Origin of the sequence: Amycolatopsis regifaucium, assembly GCF_001613935.1 — a bacterium.
GTDB classification, from domain to species: Bacteria; Actinomycetota; Actinomycetes; order Mycobacteriales; family Pseudonocardiaceae; genus Amycolatopsis; species Amycolatopsis regifaucium.
In genome coordinates this window covers 19083-38380 of the sequence record NZ_LQCI01000005.1, presented here as the reverse complement: position 1 = coordinate 38380, position 19298 = coordinate 19083, and the positions used below count along the sequence as shown (strand labels likewise).

Genomic DNA, 19298 nt, shown 5'->3' with positions numbered 1-19298 from the left:
ACACAATCATCCGTGGCTTACACGGAAATCATGACAGGGCCGGTGATCGCGGCGGCACAGGTCGACCAGCTCGTCCGCAGAGGTGTGGCCGCCGAACTGCCACGGCACCACATGATCGAGATCGCAGGCCTGCGCGGGACGATGACACCCCGGTCTTCGGCACTCCCGATCCCGCACCCGTACGAACTCACCCAACCCCGCCGACGGCCGGTACCGATCCCGCCCCAAATCCAGCACCTGCCCCGACAACGGATCCGTGATGATCCGCCGCAACACCGTGTCCGGCCCCGTCGCGATCTGCCGCGCCAACCCAGCGGGAATGTGCCCATGCCCGGCCAACTCGGCCGGATCATCGTTGAGTCCGAGATAGGTGAACAGGTCCATATAGAGGAACACCTCGGTGCGTTCACCCCCAGAGCACTGCCCACCGAGCAGCAGATCGAGTGCGATGTCGGCGCGCAACTGATCCAGCGTCCGCGTCTCCCCACCTTTCCGCAGCGCACGGGCCTCACGATCGATACGCCGATAGGCGGCGGTGACCTTCTCCACCGGGCCGTCTTCGACCTCGATCGACGCCACCCCCGCCTCGCCCTGCCGCACCCTGAGACGACGCCCTTCCCGATGCCGCCGGGCACGCCGGTCCGCCCCATCACGGTCGACGCTGATCGCGGCGTGATTCGCCGCTTTCCGGATCTGATCGGCATTCCGGCCCGGCAACCGATCCTCCAGCACCGCATCCGCGGCACGCGCGTTCTCCTCCGACAACCACGCCGTCGCCGCGACGACCTTCATCGCACCGAAACCACCCAGCTTCCCCCGATCCATCAACCCCAGCGTGCACGGCAGCCGCGTCGTCAACGCCTCAGCCGCGGCGACCACCGCACCCGCATGACTGTCCACCAGAGACAACTCCAACGCCACCTCCTGCACCACACTCCCCGCACCACCACGATGCCGACTCAGCTGAGCCAACGCCCGAAACCGCACCGCCTCCAACCGCGCAATCCCCGCCGACGCCACCTGCGCCACAGCCACAGAATCCTTGTCATCCAACAAATCTACCGAAGCATTGACCAACTCCAACAAGTCAGGATCAGTGAGTTCTTCGAGAAGCGCCACCGGCGCAGCCTGATAAGTATCCACGCCAAAAACCGTACAACCGGCCACCGACAACTTCCGATCACGCGGCCACCGTCAAGCGTCGCCGATTTCCGGCAACGGGAACCGGCCTTCAGGGAAGCGAATCCTTGACGACGGCCGGGGTGCCCCTCCTTCCGGTCATCTGCTCCAGCGCCCACGCCTGCCCGAACTCGGCCAGCGCCGGCCCCGACCAGTAGGCGGGGATTCCGATCCCCTTCCACAGAGCCATCTTCGGCCCGTTCAGGGTGCCGTGACTGACCTGGACCTGGACCGCGCCTTCCAACCAGGTGAAGACGAAATGGGCATACATGAACATCCATGCCTGCCTGCCGTGCCCATCACGCACGAGCACCGGACCTTCTGACGGATAAGGCGCCGTGTAGATGACTTGTTTCCGGCCATTCCGGTAGCTGATTTCCTGCGCGGTCACACCGGGAGGAAGCATCGGCGGGACCATCCGTCAGTCCTCCACGATGGTGATCGTGCCGTGCCCGTCGCAGCCCGCACAGCCTTTGCCGTCACAATCACCGCATACCGAAGTAAGATAATCCATGGTCAGAAACCCGTTCGCGTCGAAAGCCCGTCAAGGGTCGCGAAATCCACCTTGACGCAAGCCAAGGCCCAAAAGAATTCCACACCCCTCGGAAAGTGTCCGAAGCACCCGCTACCCCGTGAACACGAAATTCAAGTTAGCGAGCACCCCGCGCCCGGGCAAGGCGAACGAAGCCCAACCATTCCGACGGTCTAAAAACGCGCCGTTATTGCAACAACGCAACGCATTCGACGTGCTGAGTCATCGGGAACGCGTCGAAAGCACGAAGATCACTGAGGCCATAACCGTGCTCCGCGAACAGCGCGATGTCCCGAGCCAGCGCCGCCGGGTCACAGGCCACGTAGACGATCCGGTCCGGCGAACCCTCCACAATGGACTCGACGACGGCTTTGCCCGCCCCTTTGCGCGGCGGGTCGAGGACGACGACGTCGACCGGTTTCGGGGCGTCGGCCAGGAGATGCTCGACCCGGCCGGAACGCCAGCGGATCTGCGGAAGGTCGGCGAGGTTCTCCTCACCGTCGGCGACGGCGCGGCGGCCGGATTCCACGGCCAGCACGCGTCCACCGGGGCCGACCTGCTCGGCCAGCACCGAGGCGAAGAGGCCGACGCCGGCGTACAGGTCCCAGGCCACGCCGTCGCGCGGCGCGTCGGCCCATTCGGCGACGACGGCGGCGAGCGTGTCCGCGGCGGCCGGGTGAACCTGCCAGAAGCCGTGGGCGTCCAGCCGCCAGTCGCGGCCGGCGGCGTGCTGGACGGCGAGTCCGCCCGTCAGTTGCCGCGACCGGGTCTTGCCGTGGACCGTCGACAGGTCGCGAAGGTGGACCTTGCCGTCGCCGTCCTTGGTGACCTCGATTTCCGAGCCGGGCCGCCACTTCCGCGAGACCACGTCATCGAGGGCGCCGGGGACGGTGATCGGGCAGTCCTCGATGGGGATCACGCGGTGACTGTGGTTCGCCCGGAAGCCCGCGCGGCCGTCCTTGCCCGCCACGAGGCGGACGCGGCTGCGCCAGTCCAGCATGCCGCCCTCGAGTGCTTCGACGACGACCTCGCGCTCGATTCCGGCCAGCCGCTTCAGCTGCTCCGCGACCACCGTGGCCTTGAGTTCACGCTGGTGGCCGGGCGCGGCGTGCTGCCAGTCGCAGCCGCCGCACGCTCCCGGCGCCGCGAGCGGGCACGGCGGTTCCACGCGTTGCGGTGACGCCTCCAGTACCTCGATCGCGTCGGCGCGGCAGAACGAGCCGCCCTTGTCGTCGGTGATCGAGGCCAGTACCCGTTCGCCGGGCAGCGCGTGCCGCACGAACACGACCCGCCCCTCCGCCCGCGCCACGCAGTGCCCGCCGTGCGCGACCGCGCCGACCTCCAGCTCGATCGTCCGTCCGAGCCACGTACCGGTCGACGCGTCAACACTCATTCTGCTTTGTCCTTAGTCTTTTCAGTCTTCTCGGTCTGCTTGACCACGGGGGAGAATCCGCGTCGCACGTCGCCCGCCGCGGGACGCGCCTTCCGGTCGCGTCTGATCGCCTTTTCCGACGATTCGAGCTGCCACGGCACGCTGGTCACCATGACGCCGGGCTGGAACAGGAGCCGTCCTTTGAGCCGCAGCGCGCTCTGGTTGTGCAGGACCTGCTCCCACCAGTGTCCCACCACGTATTCGGGGATGAACACGGTCACCACGTTGCGCGGATTGTCGCCGCGGACGCGCTTCACGTAGTCCAGTACCGGTTTCGTGATCTCCCGATACGGCGACTCGATCACCTTCAGCGGCACTTTGAAATTGTGGTCGTCCCATTCTTGGACGAGTTTGCGTGTTTCGAGGTCGTCGACGTTCACCGTGACCGCTTCGAGCACGTCGGGGCGCACGGCCTTGGCGTAGGACAGCGCGCGCAGGGTCGGCAGGTGCAGTTTCGAGATCAGCACGATGGCGTGGTTGCGGGAAGGCAGCACGGCCGGCTTGCGGTCCATCTCCCGCAGTTCCTCGGCGACCCGGTCGTAGTGCTTCCGGATCGCGGTCATCAGGATGTAGATCGCCACCATCGCCGCGATCGCGATCCAGGCGCCGAGCAGGAACTTCGTGATCAGCACGATGACCAGCACGGTGCCGGTCATGGTGAGGCCGATGGCGTTGACCGTCTGCGATCGCCGCATCCGCCGCCGCGCCGTGGGGTCGGTCTCCCTGCTCAGCAACCGGTTCCAATGCCGGAGCATGCCCGCCTGGCTGATCGTGAACGAGACGAACACGCCCACGATGTAGAGCTGGATAAGCTTCGTGACCTCGGCGTCGAACGCGATGATCAGCACCAGCGCGAACGCCGCGAGGAACAGGATGCCGTTGGAGAAGGCCAGCCTGTCGCCCCGGGTGTGCAGCTGACGGGGCAGGTAACGGTCCTGGGCGAGGATCGAGCCCAGCACGGGAAAGCCGTTGAACGCGGTGTTCGCGGCCAGCAACAGGATGAGGCCGGTCGCGAAGGAGATATAGTAGAACGCCGGCGTGAAGTCGGAGAACACCGCCTGCGCGATCTGCGCGACGATCGTCTTCTGCTCGTAGCCCGGCGGAGTACCGGTGAGCTGCGTTTCCGGATGCTCGGCGAATTTGACGTCGGTGACGATCGCCAGTGTGATGATGCCGACCAGCATCGTCACCGCGAGCACACCCATCATCAGCAGGGTGGTCGCCGCGTTCTTGGATTTCGGCTTCTGGAACGCCGGGACCCCGTTGCTGATCGCCTCGACCCCGGTCAGCGCCGCCGCGCCGGAGGAGAACGTCCGCAGCAGCAGGAAGAAGAACGCGAAGCCGGTCAAAGAGGCTTCTTCGTGCAATTCGAAAGAGGAGCTCTCGGCCCGCATGTCGGCGCCGGAGGCCGTTTCGATCAGCCCCCAGATCACCATGCCGAGAATGCCGATGATGAAGCCGTAGACCGGAATGGCGAAGGTTTTGCCCGATTCGCGAACTCCGCGAAGATTCAACGCCGTCAGCACGACCACGATGACGACCGCGACGATCACCTTGTGCTGCGCGACCCACGGGACGGCCGAGCCGATGTTCGCCACCCCGGACGAAGTCGACACCGCCACCGTGAGCACGTAGTCGACCAGCAGCGCACTCGCCACGGTGAGCCCGAATTTGCCACCGAGGTTGGTGTTGGCGACCTCGTAGTCGCCACCACCGCTGGGATAGGCGTGCACGTTCTGCCGGTAGGAGGCGACCACGACCAGCATGACGACCGCGACGGCGACCCCGATCCAGGGCGCGAAGGCGTACGCGGACAGGCCGGCGACACTGAGGGTCAGAAAGATTTCCTCAGGCGCGTAGGCGACGCTCGACAACGCGTCGGACGCGAAAATCGGCAGCGCGATGCGCTTCGGGAGGAGCGTATGCGAGAGGCGGTCACTCCGGAATGGACGTCCGAGGACGAGCCGCTTCAATACGGTCGGGAACTTCGACACCGCAGAAGCGTAACGGGCGGCCCTCACGGTAGGTTCGGCGCTGGTATGTCTGGGTACCTGCGGACGGGTGAACGTCCGAAAACTAAGGAGGCAGGGCGTGCACGTGGTGATCATGGGATGCGGCCGCGTCGGCGCATCCCTTGCCGCGGCGCTGGAGCGGCTGGGGCACGACGTCGCCGTCATCGACAAGAGCAGGCAGGCGTTCCGGCGGCTCGGCAGTGATTTCCACGGTCAGCAGGTGGTCGGCGTCGGCTTCGACCGGCAGGTGCTGATCGAGGCCGGGATCGAGCGTGCGGGTGCCTTCGCGGCGGTGTCCAGCGGCGACAACTCCAACATCATCTCGGCGCGGGTGGCCAGGGAGAACTTCGGCATCGACAAGGTCGTCGCCAGGATCTACGACCACAAGCGCGCGGCGGTCTACGAGCGGCTGGGCATCCCGACCGTGGCGACCGTCCCGTGGACGACCGACCGGTTCCTGCGCAACCTGCTGCCCGACGGCGTCGCCTCGGCGTGGCGCGATCCCTCCGGCAGCGTGGCGCTCCTGCAGCTGCCGCTGCACGAAGGCTGGGTCGGGCGCAGCGTGCGCGAACTGCAGGACACCACCGGCGCGCGGGTTGCGTTCATCATGCGGTTCGGCACCGGCGTGCTGCCCGACACCAAGGCCGTGATCCAGGCCGACGACGTCGTGTACGTCGCCGCGAAGTCGGGCACCGTCAGCGACGTGACCAGCGTCGCCGCTCGCGAACCGGAAGAGGAGAACTGATGCGGGTCGCGATTGCCGGGGCAGGCGCGGTGGGCCGGTCGATCGCCGCGGAGCTGATCGACGGACGCCACCAGGTGATGCTCATCGAGCGCGAAGCCGACCAGTTCGAGCCGCACACCGTCGAGCAGGCGGACTGGGTGCTGGGCGACGCGTGTGAGGTGTCGATCCTCGAAGAGTCCGGCATCGAGCAGTGTGACGTCGTGATCGCCGCGACCGGCGACGACAAGGCGAACTTGGTGGTCTCGCTGCTGGCGAAGACCGAGTTCGCGGTGCGCCGGGTGGTGGCACGGGTGAACAACCCGGCCAACGAATGGCTGTTCAACGACGCCTGGGGCGTCGACGTCGCCGTCTCGACCCCGCGGATGCTCGCGGCGATGGTCGAGGAGGCGGTGAGCGTCGGCGATCTGGTGCGGCTGATGACGTTCCGGCAGAGCCAGGCGAACCTGGTCGAACTCACCCTCCCGGAGGAGACTCCGCTGGCGGGCAAGGCGGTCAGCGAGATCAACCTGCCGCGTGACGCGGCTCTGGTGACCATCCTGCGCGGGGACCGGGTGATCGTGCCGCAGCCGGAGGACCCGCTGGAGCCGGGTGACGAGCTGCTGTTCGTGGCGACCTCGGACGTGGAACCGGAGATCCGGACCGCGCTGGGTTACTGAGCGGCCCTTTCGCACGCACCTCAAGCGCTATGAAAGGCCCCTTCATTGCGAAATTTGCAATGAAGGGGCCTTTCATAGCACGAGGGGCTTGACGGGAGAGGCTAGTTCTCCACGCCGGGCGCCTGGGCGTACTTCTCCCGCAGCCGCGCCTCGATCTCGGCGTCGGTCTCCTCGGGAGGCGTCGCCTCACCCAACGCCTTGAGGTGCTTCTCCGACCGCCGCACCGCCCAGACGACGGTGAGCAGGCCGAGCGCGTAGAGCGGGTAGCCCATCGCGATCTTCGCGAAGGCCAGCCAGCCGGTGTAGTCCTCGTCGTAGAGCCAGCGCTGCACGATGAACCGGGCGCCGAAGATCAGCGCCATGGCGCCGGTCGCGATCGAATAGGAGACCAGCGACTTCTTGTCCTTGCGCCAGGCGTGGCCGTTGCCGTTGAGCGCGTTCCACACCACGCCGGCGAGCGGCCAGCGGACCACGATCGACAGCACGAAGACACCGAAGTAGACCAGGCTGGTCCAGATCCCGAAGAGGAAGAAACCCTTGGCCGAACCGGTGCGGTAGGCGATGAACGCCGCGATCGCCACGCCGAAGAAGCCGGAGATGGCTGGCTGCAGCGGTTCCTTCCGCACGATCCGCAGCACCGTGATGGCCACCGCGCTGCCGACGGCCGCCCAGATGCCGACGGTCAGGCCGAAGATCGCGTTCGCGATCACGAACACGATGACGGGCAGTGAGGAGTAGAACAGCCCCGACAGCCCGCCCATCTGTTCAAGCAGGGTGGGCTGGGGCTTCTTGCCGTCGTCCGGTTCCCCGGTCTTCTTCTGCTCGCCGCCGGCGGGTTCAGTCACGATACGGGATCAACTCACAGGGCTCTGAAGTTCGTAATAGGGGTTGTACAGCACCTTCTGACCATCACGTTCGGCCATCCGGCCGCGCACCTTGATGGTTCGCCCGGGTTCGATTCCGGCGATCCGGCGGCGTCCGAGCCAGATTAGCGTCACACCCTGTGTGCCGTCGAACAGCTCGGCCTGCAGTGTCGCGGCCTCGTTGGTCGGGCAGAGTTCCACGCTGCGGAGCCTGCCGAGCACCGTCACCTCTTCGCCCGAACGGCAGTCACAGGCGCGCTGCGCCCCGCCCGCCTCGGATTTTTCGGACAGATCGTCGGCGTCGAGATCCTCGACGTCGCTGGTCAGCTTGCGAACCAACCGGCTGAAGTAGCCGCCGTCTTTGGCGGACATAACGGTGCTCCTGTGCTCCGGGGCCCCCGACTCGAACGGCCCGTGCGTAATCCAGCGTAACTGTGTTCAGCCAGGGAAACCGGTTTGGGAGAGGATCGCAACGTGACCTCCGCTATTCCGCCTACGACGGCAGTAGTGCTCCCCGGTACCGGGTCCGACGAAGTGTTCGTCCGCGCCGTGTTCTCCGGCCCGCTTCGGGCGCTCGGCATCCGGTTGCTCGCACCGCCGCCGCCACCGGGAGACCGGCTCGCGGACGGCTATCTCGAGGAGCTGGACCGGCTGGCCGACGCGCACGGGCCGCTGCTGGTCGGCGGCATCTCGTTCGGCGCGCACCTCGCCGCGGAGTGGGCGGCCCGCGATTCCGGCCGCTGCACCGGCCTGTTGGCCGCTCTCCCGGCCTGGAACGGCCCGGCCGGGCAAGCACCCGCGTCGCTGGCCGCGCGGCTCTCAGCGGATCTGGTGGCCGAAAACGGGGTCGACGGCGCGCTGGCGAAATCGGCCGACGGCGTCCCGGAGTGGCTTTCGGCGGAACTCGGCCGGGCGTGGCGCCGTCACGGCGACGGACTCGCGGCGAGTCTGCGGACGGCGGCGTCCCGCGCCGCCCCGGAACTCGATGACCTGAAGGGCCTCGACGTGCCCGCCGGGATCGGCGCGTGCGTGGACGACCCGATCCACCCGGTGGCGGTCGCCCGCGCCTGGGCGGAGGCCCTCCCGCGCGCCGAGGTCGGCGAGTCGACGCTCACCGCCCTCGGCGCGGACCGGGAATCCCTGGGCCGGGCGACCGTGCTGGCCTGGCTGAGGGCCTGCCGCTAACCCTGCTGCTGCTCGGCGATGTGCTGCGCGACCGCGTCGGGCAGCGTGATGGTCAGCGGGGTGCGGACCGGCATCGGAGCGTCACCGCGGTCGACGATGGTGTGCCGCACGATCTCGCGCAGCACCGCGGGCGCCTGTGACGCCTGCGACTGCGGCCCGGCGATGACGCCGCGGAGCATCCAGCGCGGACCGTCGACCCCGACGAAACGCAGCGCCACGTCACCGACGATCGCGGACAGCTCCAGCCCCCACTCCCCCATGCCGACCGAGACCTTGGCGCCGTCGGCGCGCAGCTGCTCGGTGAGCTCGGTGCTGACGTCCTTCCACAGCCCGCCCGACCGGGGCGCCGCGTAGCCACTGACGGTGATCTGGCCCTGTTCGGTGACGACGTGCACCGCGCGGACGCCGCCGCTTTCCGGGTCCATCTCGACCTGGACCTGGGAACCGTCGGGCACCGGGACCTTCACCGAACCGAGGTCGATCCTCGGGATGCCGTCCTCGGGCGCGTCGGCGATGTCGAAGGGGCCGTCGGCGGTCTCCGACAGCTGCGGCTCGATCTCCTCGGCGCCGTCCTCGACGGCGCCGGGACGGTCCTCGACCTCGGGCGCGGCGTGCCGTCCGCCGGGCTTCGCCGCGCGCTTGCGACCGAAAATCCCCACTAGTTCTCCGTTCCTTCCCTGGCTCCGGCTCCCAGTGTGGCGTGTCCGCCCGTGGAGCCATACCCTCCCTCGCCGCGCTCGGACGACTCGAGCTCGGCGACCTCGACGAACTCGGCCTGTTCGACCCGTTGCACGACCAGCTGCGCGATCCGGTCGCCGCGGGTGAGCACGACCTTCTCGGAGAGATCATGGTTGATCAGGCAGACGCGGATCTCACCGCGGTACCCGGAGTCGATCGTGCCGGGCGTGTTCACCACCGAGAGGCCGACCCGGGCCGCCAGGCCCGACCGTGGGTGGACGAAGCCCGCGTACCCGGGCGGCAGGGCGATCGCGACCCCGGTCCCGACCACGCCGCGTTCGCCGGGCGCGAGCACGAGATCCGAGGTGGTGACGAGATCGGCGCCCGCGTCGCCGGGGCGCGCGTAGGCGGGGAGGGGGACCGAAGGATCGATCCGGGAAAGCAGTACCTGAACGGTGGACACGGGCGGCGAGACTACCCTGAAGGCGTGGGTGAAAGCGTGAGCACGGCCGAAGGCGGCGCCGTCAAGCATTCAGAGCGGCTCTACGTCCCGTGGTGGGGCTGGCCGTTACCGCTGCTGGGCGGCGGGCTGCTCGCGGCGGAGATCGACATGGGTTATCCCGGGCTCCGCGGCTGGCTGCCGTACGTGGTGCTGATCCCCGCGGTGATCGCGCTGATGATCTCGCTCGGCCGCTCCCGGGTGCGGGTCACCGGCGGCGGCGAGCCGGAACTGTGGCTCCGCGACGCGCACCTGCCGCTGAAGTACGCGGGCGTCGTCGAGGTCATCGACAAGGAAGAGAAGCGGAAGGCACTCGGCCGCGACGCCGATCCGGCCGCGTTCGTGCTGCATCGGGGCTGGATCGGCCCGGTGGTGCGGGTCTGGCTCACCGATCCCGAAGATCCCACGCCGTACTGGCTGTTCAGCACCCGGCACCCGGAGAAGGTGGCCGAGCTGCTCCGCCATCCCGTCAGCAGGTCTTGACAAGCGGGAAGACAACGGAAAGGGGGCCGGCCTCACGGCCGGCCCCCTTGATCATTCCTGTCGAGAACCCCGAAACCCCTGTCGCGCCGTCCCCTGTGCCCGTAGGCTCAGGCGCAGTCGCGGCAGATGAGCCGTCCGCCACTCTCCTCCGCCAGCCTGCTGCGGTGATGCACCAGGAAGCAGACGGAGCAGGTGAACTCGTCGGCCTGCTTGGGCACGACCTTGACGGTCAGGTCCTCCCCGGAAAGTCCGGAGAGATCCGCGCCCGGCAGCTCGAAGTTTTCGGCGGTCGCGTCCTCGTCGACGTCCACGACGCCGGACTGATTTTCGTTGCGCCGTGCCTTGAGCTCTTCCAACGAGTCTTCGGCCAGCTCGTCGGCTTCGCTGCGGCGCGGAGCGTCGTAGTCGGTCGCCATTTGTCCCTCACCCCTGCGATCAGCTTCGATGTCAGATGGCCCGGACCCGCGAGCGCGTGGCTCGTGGATCCTTCGTGCCGCTGGTTAACGTCCCAGCGCCCCTGTTTGTGCCCGGCTCGGCAGTGAGCGAGGTCTCTCTTTTGCGCCTCTTACTGCCGCCTGAGCCCGCGAAGGGTAGCTCACGCCGATACCGGCTCTGCAACGAGTCAGACATTGCCGCGAATACGTCACCCAGCAGAGGGAACCTGTCCTCCGAGACGCTTCTCGTCCGAATGGGTTGCCCCCGCATCGGGAACCTCACCTCCAGGGGCCGGTCGCTTGCCCGGAGTGGCCGTCGCGTGGTGCTATCCGGAGGCCCGCGCCGCTCGCCTGCGCCTCAACGCCTAGGCTGATCGGACACGACGGTGAGGTGACGCACCGTCCGGGGATCCGGGCTTTGGGGAAGGGACTGGCAGGTGGCGTCGGGGAACGGCATCGGGGACCGCGGGGCGAAGCCGTATCGCAAGCGCAATCCGCTGCCCGCGCTCATCGTGATCGGGGTGCTGGCGCTCGGCGCGGTGATCGTCTGGGTGAACGTCGTGGCGAGCAACGCCGACATCGAGGCCAAGATCCGCTGCGATCCGCCACCCGCCCCGCAACCGGGCGTCACCTACACCCCGCTGGCACACGACGGGCTGGACGACCGCGCTCCGGTCCCGCCGGACAAGGTCGCCGTCCAGGTGCTCAACGGCTCCCAGATCCGCGGCCAGGGCGGCATCGTCACCAGCACGCTCAAGGAAATGGGCTTCACCCAGGCGCTCGAGCCGAGCACCGACCCGGCATACGAGAAGGTCGAAGCCAAGTGCCGCGGCCAGATCCGCTTCGGCGAGAACGGCGCGGCCGCGGCCCGCACGCTGAGCCTGGTGGTCCCGTGCGCCGAGCTGGTCAAGGACAACCGCAAGGACGCTTCGGTCACGCTCACCACTGGCACCCTTTTGGGTGATATCCGCCCGAAGGCGGAGGCACGCCGGGTGCTCGACCAGCTCGACCGGTGGTCGAAGGCGCAGCAGGGCAGCGGCGGCGGTGAGCAGTCGACGGGCGGAGGTGCCCCGGTGATCGACCAGGCACTGCTGAAGGCCGCCCGCGAAGCCCCCTGCTGATTCGAGTCCCCTCAAGCGCTATGAAGGACGCTTTCATTGCGAAATTTGCAATGAAAGCGTCCTTCATAGCGCGCGCCGAAGGCTCAGAGCACGCCCGTGCCCGAGTCGATCAGCGCCTGACGCAACGGAGCCGCGATCGACGGCGCCACCGCGAACGTCGCGTCCGGTCCCAGCTCGGTGTCTTCCCCGGGCAGCGAGACCTGGGCGCCCGCCTCGGCGGCGATGAGCGCGCCCGCGGCCCAGTCCCACTGTCCGAGCCCGTGTTCGACGTAGGCGTCCAGCCAGCCCGCCGCGACCGCGCACAGGTCGAGCGAGGCGGCGCCGTTGCGCCGGACGTCCCGCACCCGCGTCGCGAGTTCGGCGACGAACCGGGCCTGCTTGGTGCGCCGTTCGACCTGGTAGGCGAAGCCGGTGCCGACCAGTGTCAGGTCCAGCCGCTCGGGTGCGTTGACCGCCAGGCGCCGCCCGTCGAGGAACGCGCCCTGCCCGCGCGCGGCGGTCCAGCGGCGGCCGCTGACCGGCTCGACGACGGCCCCCGCCACCGAGACCCCGCCGACCTGCGCGGCCACCGACACCGCGAACCACGGCAGCCCGTAGAGGAAGTTCACCGTGCCGTCGATGGGATCGACCACCCAGGTCACGCCGTCGCCCGCGATCCCACCGCCCTCCTCGCCGAGCACGGCGTCGCCGGGGCGCAGTTCGGCCAGCCGCGCGCGCACCAGCCGTTCCGATTCGTGGTCCACGGCGGTCACCACGTCGGTGTCGGCGGATTTGGTGTCCACGCGCACCTCGCGGCCCCCGTTCATCCCGGTCCAGGCCTCGTGGACCAGTTCGGCGGCCTCGCCCGCGACACGCTCGGCGACACTCTTCAGCAACGTCTCGTCAACTCCCACGTCCGCCATGTCACCACATCCGGTTAAAGTCTCCGAGGCAGGCTTCTGAATCGTGCGAGAAGGGACCACGTCCGTGGTGGAGGCGACCCGAGGTTTCGGTATCGACATCGGCGGCAGCGGGATCAAGGGCGCGCTGGTCGACTTGGCGCAGGGACAGCTGATCGGCGACCGGATCCGGATCGACACGCCGAAGCCGTCGACTCCCGAGGCGGTGGCGGACGTCGTCGCCGAGATCACCGGCCAGGCGGGCTGGGACGGCCCGGTGGGCGTCACCTTGCCCGCGGTGGTCAAGAAGGGCGTCGCGCACACCGCGGCCAACATCGACCGGAAGTGGATCGGCACCGACGCGGACGCCCTGTTCGCCAAACGTCTCGGCCGCGGCGTCGACGACATCGCGATGCTGAACGACGCCGACGCCGCCGGCATGGCCGAGATCCGCTGGGGCGACCCGATCGCGCGGCGCGGCGTGACGGCGCTGCTGACCTTCGGCACCGGCATCGGCAGCGCGGTCTTCCAGGACGGCAAGCTCGTGCCCAACACCGAGTTCGGCCACATCGAGGTCGACGGCTTCGACGCGGAGAAGAAGGCCGCGGCGTCGGTGAAGGACAACGAGGATCTGTCTTATCCCGAATGGGCGGAACGGGTGAACAGGTATCTCGGCGTGCTGGAAAACCTGATCTGGCCGGATCTGTTCATCGTCGGCGGCGGAGTCAGCAAGAAGTCGCACAAATGGGTCCCGCTGCTGGACATCCGGACCCCGGTCATCGTCGCGTCCTTGCAGAACAACGCGGGCATCGTCGGCGCGGCGGCGGCCGCCGCGGAGGGCATCGAGCACTGACACGCCCGTGCTGACGTCGGCAGCCCGGATGTCACTTCGGCGGGTCGGACGGCGTGTCGCGCCCGCCGGGCGGTGATCCGCGCCGCGACGCTGTCCCGTATCGTCGTTACAATGGAACACGGCCCCCGGCGGCGGCCCTCACCAGAACGAGGGAAACCGCAGGCCGAGGGGTGTTCCCCGAAGTTTGAGGCAGCCGAGACCATCACGCCTCGGCTCGTCATGATCGACCGCTGCGAAAGGGCGTAAGTGGCAGCCGCAAGAACCGCAACCCGAAGCGGGACGAAGACAGCGACCGCAGCCGGCGAGCCGGCCGACGAGGCAGCCACCGGCGCGGCGAAGCCCGCGGCGCGCAAGACCGCCGCCAAGGCGGCCGGCGCGAAGAAGGCCCCGGCGAAGAAGGCTCCGGCCAAGAAACCCACCACCAAGGGTGTCAAGACCGAAGACGGCGATCCGGAAGACGGTCCGGTAGAGCTCGACGAAGCCGACCTCGAAACCCCGGATCTGTCCGACCTGGAAGAGGTCGAGGTGGACGTCGTCGACGCGACGGTCACCGAAGAGACGGAAGAGGACGCCGAGTCCGACGAGGACGCCGAAGAGACGCCCCCACGGCGCCGCACGGTGGCCGACAAGAACGCCGGAAAGACCTCCGACAACCCGGACTTCGTCTGGGACGAGGAAGAGTCCGAGGCGCTGCGCCAGGCCCGCAAGGACGCCGAGCTCACCGCTTCGGCCGACTCGGTCCGCGCGTACCTCAAGCAGATCGGCAAGGTCGCCCTGCTGAACGCCGAGGAGGAGGTGGAGCTCGCCAAGCGCATCGAGGCCGGGCTCTACGCCGCCGAACGCGTCCGCAACGCCGAAGAGGAGGGCGAGAAGCTCGTCACCCAGATGCGGCGCGACCTCAAGTGGATCGTGCGTGACGGTGAGCGGGCGAAGAACCACCTCCTGGAGGCGAACCTCCGGCTCGTGGTCTCGCTGGCCAAGCGCTACACCGGCCGCGGCATGGCGTTCCTGGACCTGATCCAGGAGGGCAATCTCGGCCTGATCCGCGCGGTCGAGAAGTTCGACTACACCAAGGGCTACAAGTTCTCCACGTACGCCACCTGGTGGATCCGGCAGGCGATCACCCGCGCGATGGCCGACCAGGCCCGCACCATCCGTATCCCGGTGCACATGGTCGAGGTCATCAACAAACTCGGCCGTATACAGCGTGAGCTGTTGCAGGACCTCGGTCGCGAGCCCACCCCCGAAGAGCTCGCGAAGGAAATGGACATCTCCCCGGAGAAGGTCCTCGAGATCCAGCAGTACGCCCGCGAGCCGATCTCGCTCGACCAGACCATCGGCGACGAGGGCGACTCGCAGCTCGGTGACTTCATCGAGGACTCCGAGGCCGTCGTCGCGGTCGACGCGGTGTCGTTCACGCTGCTGCAGGACCAGCTCCAGTCGGTGCTGCAGACGCTGTCCGAACGTGAGGCGGGGGTGGTGCGGCTGCGGTTCGGCCTCACCGACGGCCAGCCGCGCACGCTCGACGAGATCGGCCAGGTGTACGGGGTGACCCGTGAGCGCATCCGGCAGATCGAGTCGAAGACGATGTCGAAGCTGCGTCACCCGTCGCGTTCGCAGGTGCTGCGCGACTACCTGGACTGATCCCAGGCTCACGGAAGACCCCGTCACCGTTTCGGTGGCGGGGTTTTTCGCGTCCGGTGTCGAATCGCGGCCTGCTCGTTCGACGCGTGGATATGACGACGAACCCGATCGCGACCAAGAACCTCGACCGCTACGGCTCCGCGGCGCTGCCGTGGAGTCGTCCTCGCGACATCCTCGCCGAAGACACGCCCACGGCCGACCTGACCTTCTTCGTGACGACCGTGCGGCCCGACGGGCGGCCGCATTCCGCGGGCGTCGGTGCCGTCTGGGTGGACGACGCCCTGTACTTCAAGGGCGGACCCGGCACCCGGCGCTCCCGGAACCTCGCGGCGAATCCGGCCTGCGGTGTTTCGGTGCGCCTGCGAGGAATCGACCTCACGCTGGAAGGCGAAGCCCATCGGGTCACCGATCCGGCGACGCTGGAGCGCGTGGCCGCCGTGTACCGGACCGGTGGCTGGCCCGCCACGGTGGAAGGGGACGCGCTGACCGCGCCCTACAGCGCGCCCAGCGCGGGCCCAGCGCCCTGGCACCTGTACCGGCTCACCCTCCACCGCGCCATCGGTGTGGCAGGCGCCGAACCGTACGGCGCCACGCGCTGGGATTTCGCCGCGTGACCGTCGCGTTCCGTCCTCTGAATGCGGTAGTTGCGTGTGCAAGGAACGCATCCAGAGGACGGAACGCGGGCGGTCAGGGGCGGCCGGTCAGGGTGGTCCAGGGGACGTGCACGGTCACCCGTTCCCGGAGCTGTTCGTTCATCAGCCACAGCTCCCCCGTCGCCGGCCAATACGACAGGTTCTGCGAGTTCACCGGCGCCTTGCCGCTCAGCCTCGACGTCGAGGCGCCCCCCACCCCGCCGTGCAGACACGACGGATGGTCGCCCGCCACCCCGGCGTATTCCGGGCAGGTCCCGGTCAGCACGAAATATCCGTTGCGCGCCACCGCTCCCTGCATGCCCCACACCGGCGAGGAGAACCCTTCCTTCGCGTGCACGGTCCCGTCGTCCGACAGCTTGGGCAACCCCGTCGCGCGGTCGAACGGCCAGCGCAGCACCCGGCCTCCGGCGGCATTGGGCACGTGTTCCGCGGTCACGATCGAGCCGTCGCTGTGGTCGAACGACATCGTCGCGAGACACGGCCGCACCCCGGGTGCCCCGGTGCAGGTTCCGCCGCCGGGATACCAGTAGGCGCCGATCTGCGGCATCGCGTAGTCGTAGAACGCCGCGTGATACTTGCCGTCCGAGCCCTTCCCGACGACGCCGGAGCTGTCGTCGACCTTCCAGAAGTGCGTCGTGTCGAAGACCCGCACCACTCCCCCGGTGGTGGCGACGAACAGCCGGTTCCCGATCCAGGTCATCCCGTGCCCGTGTCCCTGCACGACGGCGAAGTTGTCGTCCGACGTCGGTTCGACGAGCAGCACGTGCCGGTAGCCGAGCCCGGTCGCGTCCACAAAGGACAGCCGGACCATGGTGTCGCCCGGGGTGTGCCAGGAGGCCGCCACCACCCGTTTGCCGCCGACCTTCCCGGTCGCCGCGTCGGCGTCACCGGAGCCGGTCAGGCCTTGCGGGATCCAGTCGTTGGTCTTGTCGTCTCCCGCGTCTTCCCAGCAGAACCCCGCCGGTTTCAGCGCCGTCGCGAGATACGTGCCGTGGCACAACGGCCGCGCGGACCGGTTCGCCGACGACAGGATCTCCGGCAGGCCACGCGCCGGGAGCTTCTTCTCCAGTGCGGCGATCCTCGCGCCGTAGGCGTCGAAGCTCGAACCCGCCGTCCAGCGGAAGCCGTCGACCGTGGCCGCGTCCAGCCGCGGGAAGGCGGCCGCGGCGGAGGCGACCCCGGGAACGAGCGCGAACACCAGCAAGAGCGAAGCGAGAAGTCCCGACCTCTTCATGTCCGCGAGCATCCCGGCCCCGCGCATACTTTCGATACAAAGCGCTTCAGGACACGGAAAGCCCGCGCTCGGCCAAGGATTCCTCGACGCGCAGCCGTTCGATCCCGCGGTCGAACCCCTCCGGCAGTTCGTCGAGCCGATGGTCGACCTCGACCTCCCGGCACGCCTGGACGAGCAGCGCGTCGTACGCCTGCCGGGTGCCGTACCGGCGGACGGCCGAAGCACCGGGAGGGAGCTCCGCCAGCAGCCGGTGCACCCGGCGGAGATCGGCGGCGAGTTTCTCGATGGGCGGGCCCGCCGGGATCTCCGGTTCGCGGCGGCGTCGCCGGCGGCGCACCACCTCGGGGACCTTCAACGCGCACCAGAAAAGAGCCGACGGCGCCACGGCGACAACGGCGTACAGCGCGACAGGCACGGTGGCCATGACCCATGGTAATCCCGCTCCGTGGGGTGGGAGAAGCCGCGAACCCGGCTATATTCGCGACTGTGCTGACCGAAAAGCTGACCGAGGGCTAACGCTATCCGGACAGCGGCGACCACGTCACCGGCATGTTCATCCGACGGCACGAACGCTACGACGGCTATTGGGCGGCCGGCGAGGAGCGCGCGCTCGGGAAGGTCGCCGAACGGCTCACCGCCACGCTCGGTGCGCGAGCCGGGGTCAAGGCGCTCGACGCCGGTTGCGGGGAGGCAGGCTTCTGCCCTGGCCGGCCCGGTTCTCCGCCGAAGTCATCGCCGCGGACCCCGACCCGGACAGGCTGGCGAAGGCGGGCGAGACCGTCGTCGAGGACACTCGGCTCTCTTTCGTCGCTTCGCCGATCACCGAGCTGGACGGCGGTCCGTACGACCTCGTCGTCTGCAGTCACGTCATCCAGCACGTGCCGACCTCGGAGGTGCCGCCCATCCCGCGACGGCTGGCCGAGGTCACCGCGCCCGGCGGCGCACTGGTGCTGGCCTACAGCCGCGCACCGATCGGCGGCCTCGACCACGGGATGCTCTTCATCCTCGAACGGGTCCTGATCCGGATGGCGCTCGCCGACCAGTGGCTGCGCACCGCCCAGCGCGGGATGCGGGTGCTGACGGCGAAGAAGAAGACCGCGAACCGCACCCGGCTGCTCCGGGGCTCACTCGACGACATCCTCGAAATGCTGCACTCGGTGCTCCCGCCCGAGATCGATTCGCTGGAGCGCCGTCTGGTCACCAGCATGGGCGTGGAGCGGATCATCGCCCAGCTCGACCGCCAGGCCGAGGCGATGGACGAGGAGACCCGCTACGCCTACGAGAACACGGTGAGCGCGCGGGTCACGCGGCTCACCGTGGTGACCGTCGTGCTGACGGTCGTCACCATCGTCCTCGGCGTCCTGCAGGTTCTCGTCTCAGTCTGAACCGCTGCCGCGGCGCTGTTTGCGGGCCCGTTCGGCGAACAGCACCCCTATCCCCGCCGCCACCATCAGCGCGCTCGCCACGATGTGCATACCCGGTGGGAGCAGATGGAGCTGCACGAACCAGCTCCGGTCGCCGCCGTCGAGCAGCCGGTTGATCAGCCCTCCCCCGCCCTGTACCAGCAGAAGGATTCCCAGTAGTTCGATCATCGTCGCATCCCGTCGGTAACCCGTTCGTCGTCGCGGTCCTTGGGCGAAAGCTCCTGCCACAGCGGGCCGGTGGCGAACCAGATGGCCGTCACCACCCCCAGCCGCGGCAGCCAGCCCCACAGCTGCGAGACCTGCTCGGTGTCGCCGATCACGAAGATCAGGCCGAGCAGCACCACGGCGGCGAGTGCGCAGGCCAGCACGCATTTACCCCAGTCACGCCATTCGGCGCGGGCCTTCTCGCGGCCCCTCGGCTTGGGCGGCGGTGGCGGCCCGCCCGCGAACCGGTGGGCGAACCGCACGTCGGCCCACTTGATCATCGAGTGACCGAACACCACGCTGAAGCCCAGGTAGACCGCGGCGAGCCCGTGCACGAAGGTCGCCTTGCCCCCGTCACGCAGGTCGAGCACCGTCGCGCCGAGCACGACGAGGTCGATCACCGGGGTGAGCAACAGCAGCACCACGCTGGTCCGCCGGAGCTTGAGGAGATAGCGCGCCACCAGCCCGGCGACGATGGCGACCCAGAAACCGATCTCCCCGCCGGCGATCACCGCCGCCATCGGGTTCTGCTCGATGAAGTCCCAGATCTTGTTCACCCTCCGAGCTTCGCCCGCGGTGGCGGTCCGGC

23 protein-coding genes are annotated in these 19298 nt (G+C 68.6%); 9 read left to right on the top strand and 14 right to left on the bottom strand.

Annotated features, from left to right (window positions below; genetic code table 11):
- Positions 1-6: 6 nt before the first annotated feature.
- From AVL48_RS08560 to AVL48_RS08545, 4 genes are all read right to left on the bottom strand, one after another.
- Positions 7-1083 carry an HNH endonuclease signature motif containing protein gene (locus tag AVL48_RS08560; protein ID WP_082857582.1) on the bottom strand — a complete coding sequence of 359 codons (1077 nt, stop codon included), beginning with the start codon at positions 1081-1083 and terminating at the stop codon, positions 7-9.
- A 148-nt stretch (positions 1084-1231) separates the two neighbouring features.
- Positions 1232-1570 (bottom strand): hypothetical protein, encoded by a 339-nt coding sequence (locus AVL48_RS08555; protein WP_244162294.1) that lies wholly within the window; start codon positions 1568-1570, stop codon positions 1232-1234.
- Between the two features lie 328 nt (positions 1571-1898).
- Entirely contained in the window at positions 1899-3104 is a 1206-nt protein-coding gene (locus AVL48_RS08550; protein ID WP_061987152.1) for a class I SAM-dependent RNA methyltransferase, read from the bottom strand.
- Complete coding sequence (locus tag AVL48_RS08545) at positions 3101-5137, bottom strand: APC family permease (protein ID WP_061987154.1); 2037 nt, start codon at positions 5135-5137, stop codon at positions 3101-3103. Before AVL48_RS08545 ends, AVL48_RS08550 begins: the two co-directional genes overlap by 4 nt.
- 97 nt (positions 5138-5234) lie before the next feature.
- Between AVL48_RS08545 and AVL48_RS08540 the strand changes: the two genes are divergently transcribed.
- Both AVL48_RS08540 and AVL48_RS08535 read left to right on the top strand, forming a co-directional pair.
- Complete coding sequence (locus AVL48_RS08540) at positions 5235-5900, top strand: potassium channel family protein (protein ID WP_061987156.1); 666 nt, start codon at positions 5235-5237, stop codon at positions 5898-5900.
- Positions 5900-6556, top strand: a complete 657-nt coding sequence (locus AVL48_RS08535) for a potassium channel family protein (protein ID WP_007033567.1) — start codon at positions 5900-5902, stop codon at positions 6554-6556. The genes AVL48_RS08540 and AVL48_RS08535 overlap by 1 nt, the downstream gene beginning before the upstream one ends.
- Before the next feature lie 101 nt (positions 6557-6657).
- On the opposite strand, the gene AVL48_RS08530 is transcribed toward AVL48_RS08535, so the two are convergent.
- Positions 6658-7401 carry a DUF3159 domain-containing protein gene (locus AVL48_RS08530; protein WP_061987158.1) on the bottom strand — a complete coding sequence of 248 codons (744 nt, stop codon included), beginning with the start codon at positions 7399-7401 and terminating at the stop codon, positions 6658-6660.
- Between the two features lie 9 nt (positions 7402-7410).
- Positions 7411-7791 (bottom strand): OB-fold nucleic acid binding domain-containing protein, encoded by a 381-nt coding sequence (locus tag AVL48_RS08525; RefSeq protein ID WP_061987160.1) that lies wholly within the window; start codon positions 7789-7791, stop codon positions 7411-7413.
- Positions 7792-7893: 102 nt separating this feature from the next.
- Here AVL48_RS08525 and AVL48_RS08520 point away from each other — a divergent pair, with 102 nt between their 5' ends.
- Positions 7894-8604, top strand: a complete 711-nt coding sequence (locus tag AVL48_RS08520) for an alpha/beta fold hydrolase (RefSeq protein WP_208616206.1) — start codon at positions 7894-7896, stop codon at positions 8602-8604.
- On the opposite strand, the gene AVL48_RS08515 is transcribed toward AVL48_RS08520, so the two are convergent.
- Together AVL48_RS08515 and dut are read right to left on the bottom strand one after the other, a co-directional pair.
- Positions 8601-9263, bottom strand: a complete 663-nt coding sequence (locus AVL48_RS08515; RefSeq protein WP_061987163.1) for a DUF3710 domain-containing protein — start codon at positions 9261-9263, stop codon at positions 8601-8603. The two genes, AVL48_RS08520 and AVL48_RS08515, sit on opposite strands and share 4 nt — an antisense overlap.
- Positions 9263-9745 carry a dUTP diphosphatase gene (dut, locus tag AVL48_RS08510; protein ID WP_026467910.1) on the bottom strand — a complete coding sequence of 161 codons (483 nt, stop codon included), beginning with the start codon at positions 9743-9745 and terminating at the stop codon, positions 9263-9265. The genes AVL48_RS08515 and dut overlap by 1 nt, the downstream gene beginning before the upstream one ends.
- Before the next feature lie 24 nt (positions 9746-9769).
- Here dut and AVL48_RS08505 point away from each other — a divergent pair, with 24 nt between their 5' ends.
- Positions 9770-10264 carry a DUF3093 domain-containing protein gene (locus AVL48_RS08505; protein ID WP_061987165.1) on the top strand — a complete coding sequence of 165 codons (495 nt, stop codon included), beginning with the start codon at positions 9770-9772 and terminating at the stop codon, positions 10262-10264.
- Positions 10265-10371: 107 nt separating this feature from the next.
- On the opposite strand, the gene AVL48_RS08500 is transcribed toward AVL48_RS08505, so the two are convergent.
- Positions 10372-10680: a DUF4193 domain-containing protein gene (locus AVL48_RS08500; protein ID WP_005164528.1), complete on the bottom strand. Its 309-nt coding sequence runs from the start codon at positions 10678-10680 to the stop codon at positions 10372-10374.
- Between the two features lie 455 nt (positions 10681-11135).
- Here AVL48_RS08500 and cei point away from each other — a divergent pair, with 455 nt between their 5' ends.
- Positions 11136-11819 (top strand): envelope integrity protein Cei, encoded by a 684-nt coding sequence (gene cei, locus AVL48_RS08495; RefSeq protein WP_061987167.1) that lies wholly within the window; start codon positions 11136-11138, stop codon positions 11817-11819.
- A gap of 83 nt (positions 11820-11902) precedes the next feature.
- On the opposite strand, the gene AVL48_RS08490 is transcribed toward cei, so the two are convergent.
- Positions 11903-12721 (bottom strand): inositol monophosphatase family protein, encoded by an 819-nt coding sequence (locus AVL48_RS08490; RefSeq protein WP_061987169.1) that lies wholly within the window; start codon positions 12719-12721, stop codon positions 11903-11905.
- A 67-nt stretch (positions 12722-12788) separates the two neighbouring features.
- Here AVL48_RS08490 and ppgK point away from each other — a divergent pair, with 67 nt between their 5' ends.
- The 3 genes from ppgK (at position 12789) to AVL48_RS08475 (ending at position 15808) form a co-directional block, all read left to right on the top strand.
- On the top strand, positions 12789-13550 hold the full coding sequence (gene ppgK, locus AVL48_RS08485) for a polyphosphate--glucose phosphotransferase (RefSeq protein ID WP_061987171.1): 762 nt from the start codon (positions 12789-12791) through the stop codon (positions 13548-13550).
- A gap of 246 nt (positions 13551-13796) precedes the next feature.
- The gene (locus tag AVL48_RS08480) at positions 13797-15194 is read left to right on the top strand and encodes an RNA polymerase sigma factor (RefSeq protein ID WP_061987172.1); all 1398 of its coding nucleotides are present in this window, start codon (positions 13797-13799) and stop codon (positions 15192-15194) included.
- A gap of 92 nt (positions 15195-15286) precedes the next feature.
- Positions 15287-15808: a pyridoxamine 5'-phosphate oxidase family protein gene (locus AVL48_RS08475; protein ID WP_061987175.1), complete on the top strand. Its 522-nt coding sequence runs from the start codon at positions 15287-15289 to the stop codon at positions 15806-15808.
- Positions 15809-15881: 73 nt separating this feature from the next.
- On the opposite strand, the gene AVL48_RS08470 is transcribed toward AVL48_RS08475, so the two are convergent.
- Positions 15882-17081, bottom strand: coding sequence for a hypothetical protein (locus AVL48_RS08470; protein WP_244162295.1), 1200 nt, complete (start codon positions 17079-17081; stop codon positions 15882-15884).
- A gap of 46 nt (positions 17082-17127) precedes the next feature.
- On the bottom strand, positions 17128-17505 hold the full coding sequence (locus tag AVL48_RS08465) for a hypothetical protein (protein WP_061987178.1): 378 nt from the start codon (positions 17503-17505) through the stop codon (positions 17128-17130).
- 256 nt (positions 17506-17761) lie between these two features.
- Between AVL48_RS08465 and AVL48_RS39965 the strand changes: the two genes are divergently transcribed.
- A complete protein-coding gene (locus AVL48_RS39965; protein ID WP_244162296.1) occupies positions 17762-18466 on the top strand; it encodes a class I SAM-dependent methyltransferase in 705 nt (234 codons plus the stop codon).
- Here the strand turns inward: AVL48_RS39965 and AVL48_RS08455 are convergent.
- Positions 18458-18673, bottom strand: coding sequence for a hypothetical protein (locus tag AVL48_RS08455; protein ID WP_061987180.1), 216 nt, complete (start codon positions 18671-18673; stop codon positions 18458-18460). The genes AVL48_RS39965 and AVL48_RS08455 overlap by 9 nt on opposite strands.
- Positions 18670-19266 (bottom strand): hypothetical protein, encoded by a 597-nt coding sequence (locus tag AVL48_RS08450; RefSeq protein WP_082857581.1) that lies wholly within the window; start codon positions 19264-19266, stop codon positions 18670-18672. The genes AVL48_RS08455 and AVL48_RS08450 overlap by 4 nt, the downstream gene beginning before the upstream one ends.
- Between the last annotated feature and the right edge of the window lie 32 nt (positions 19267-19298).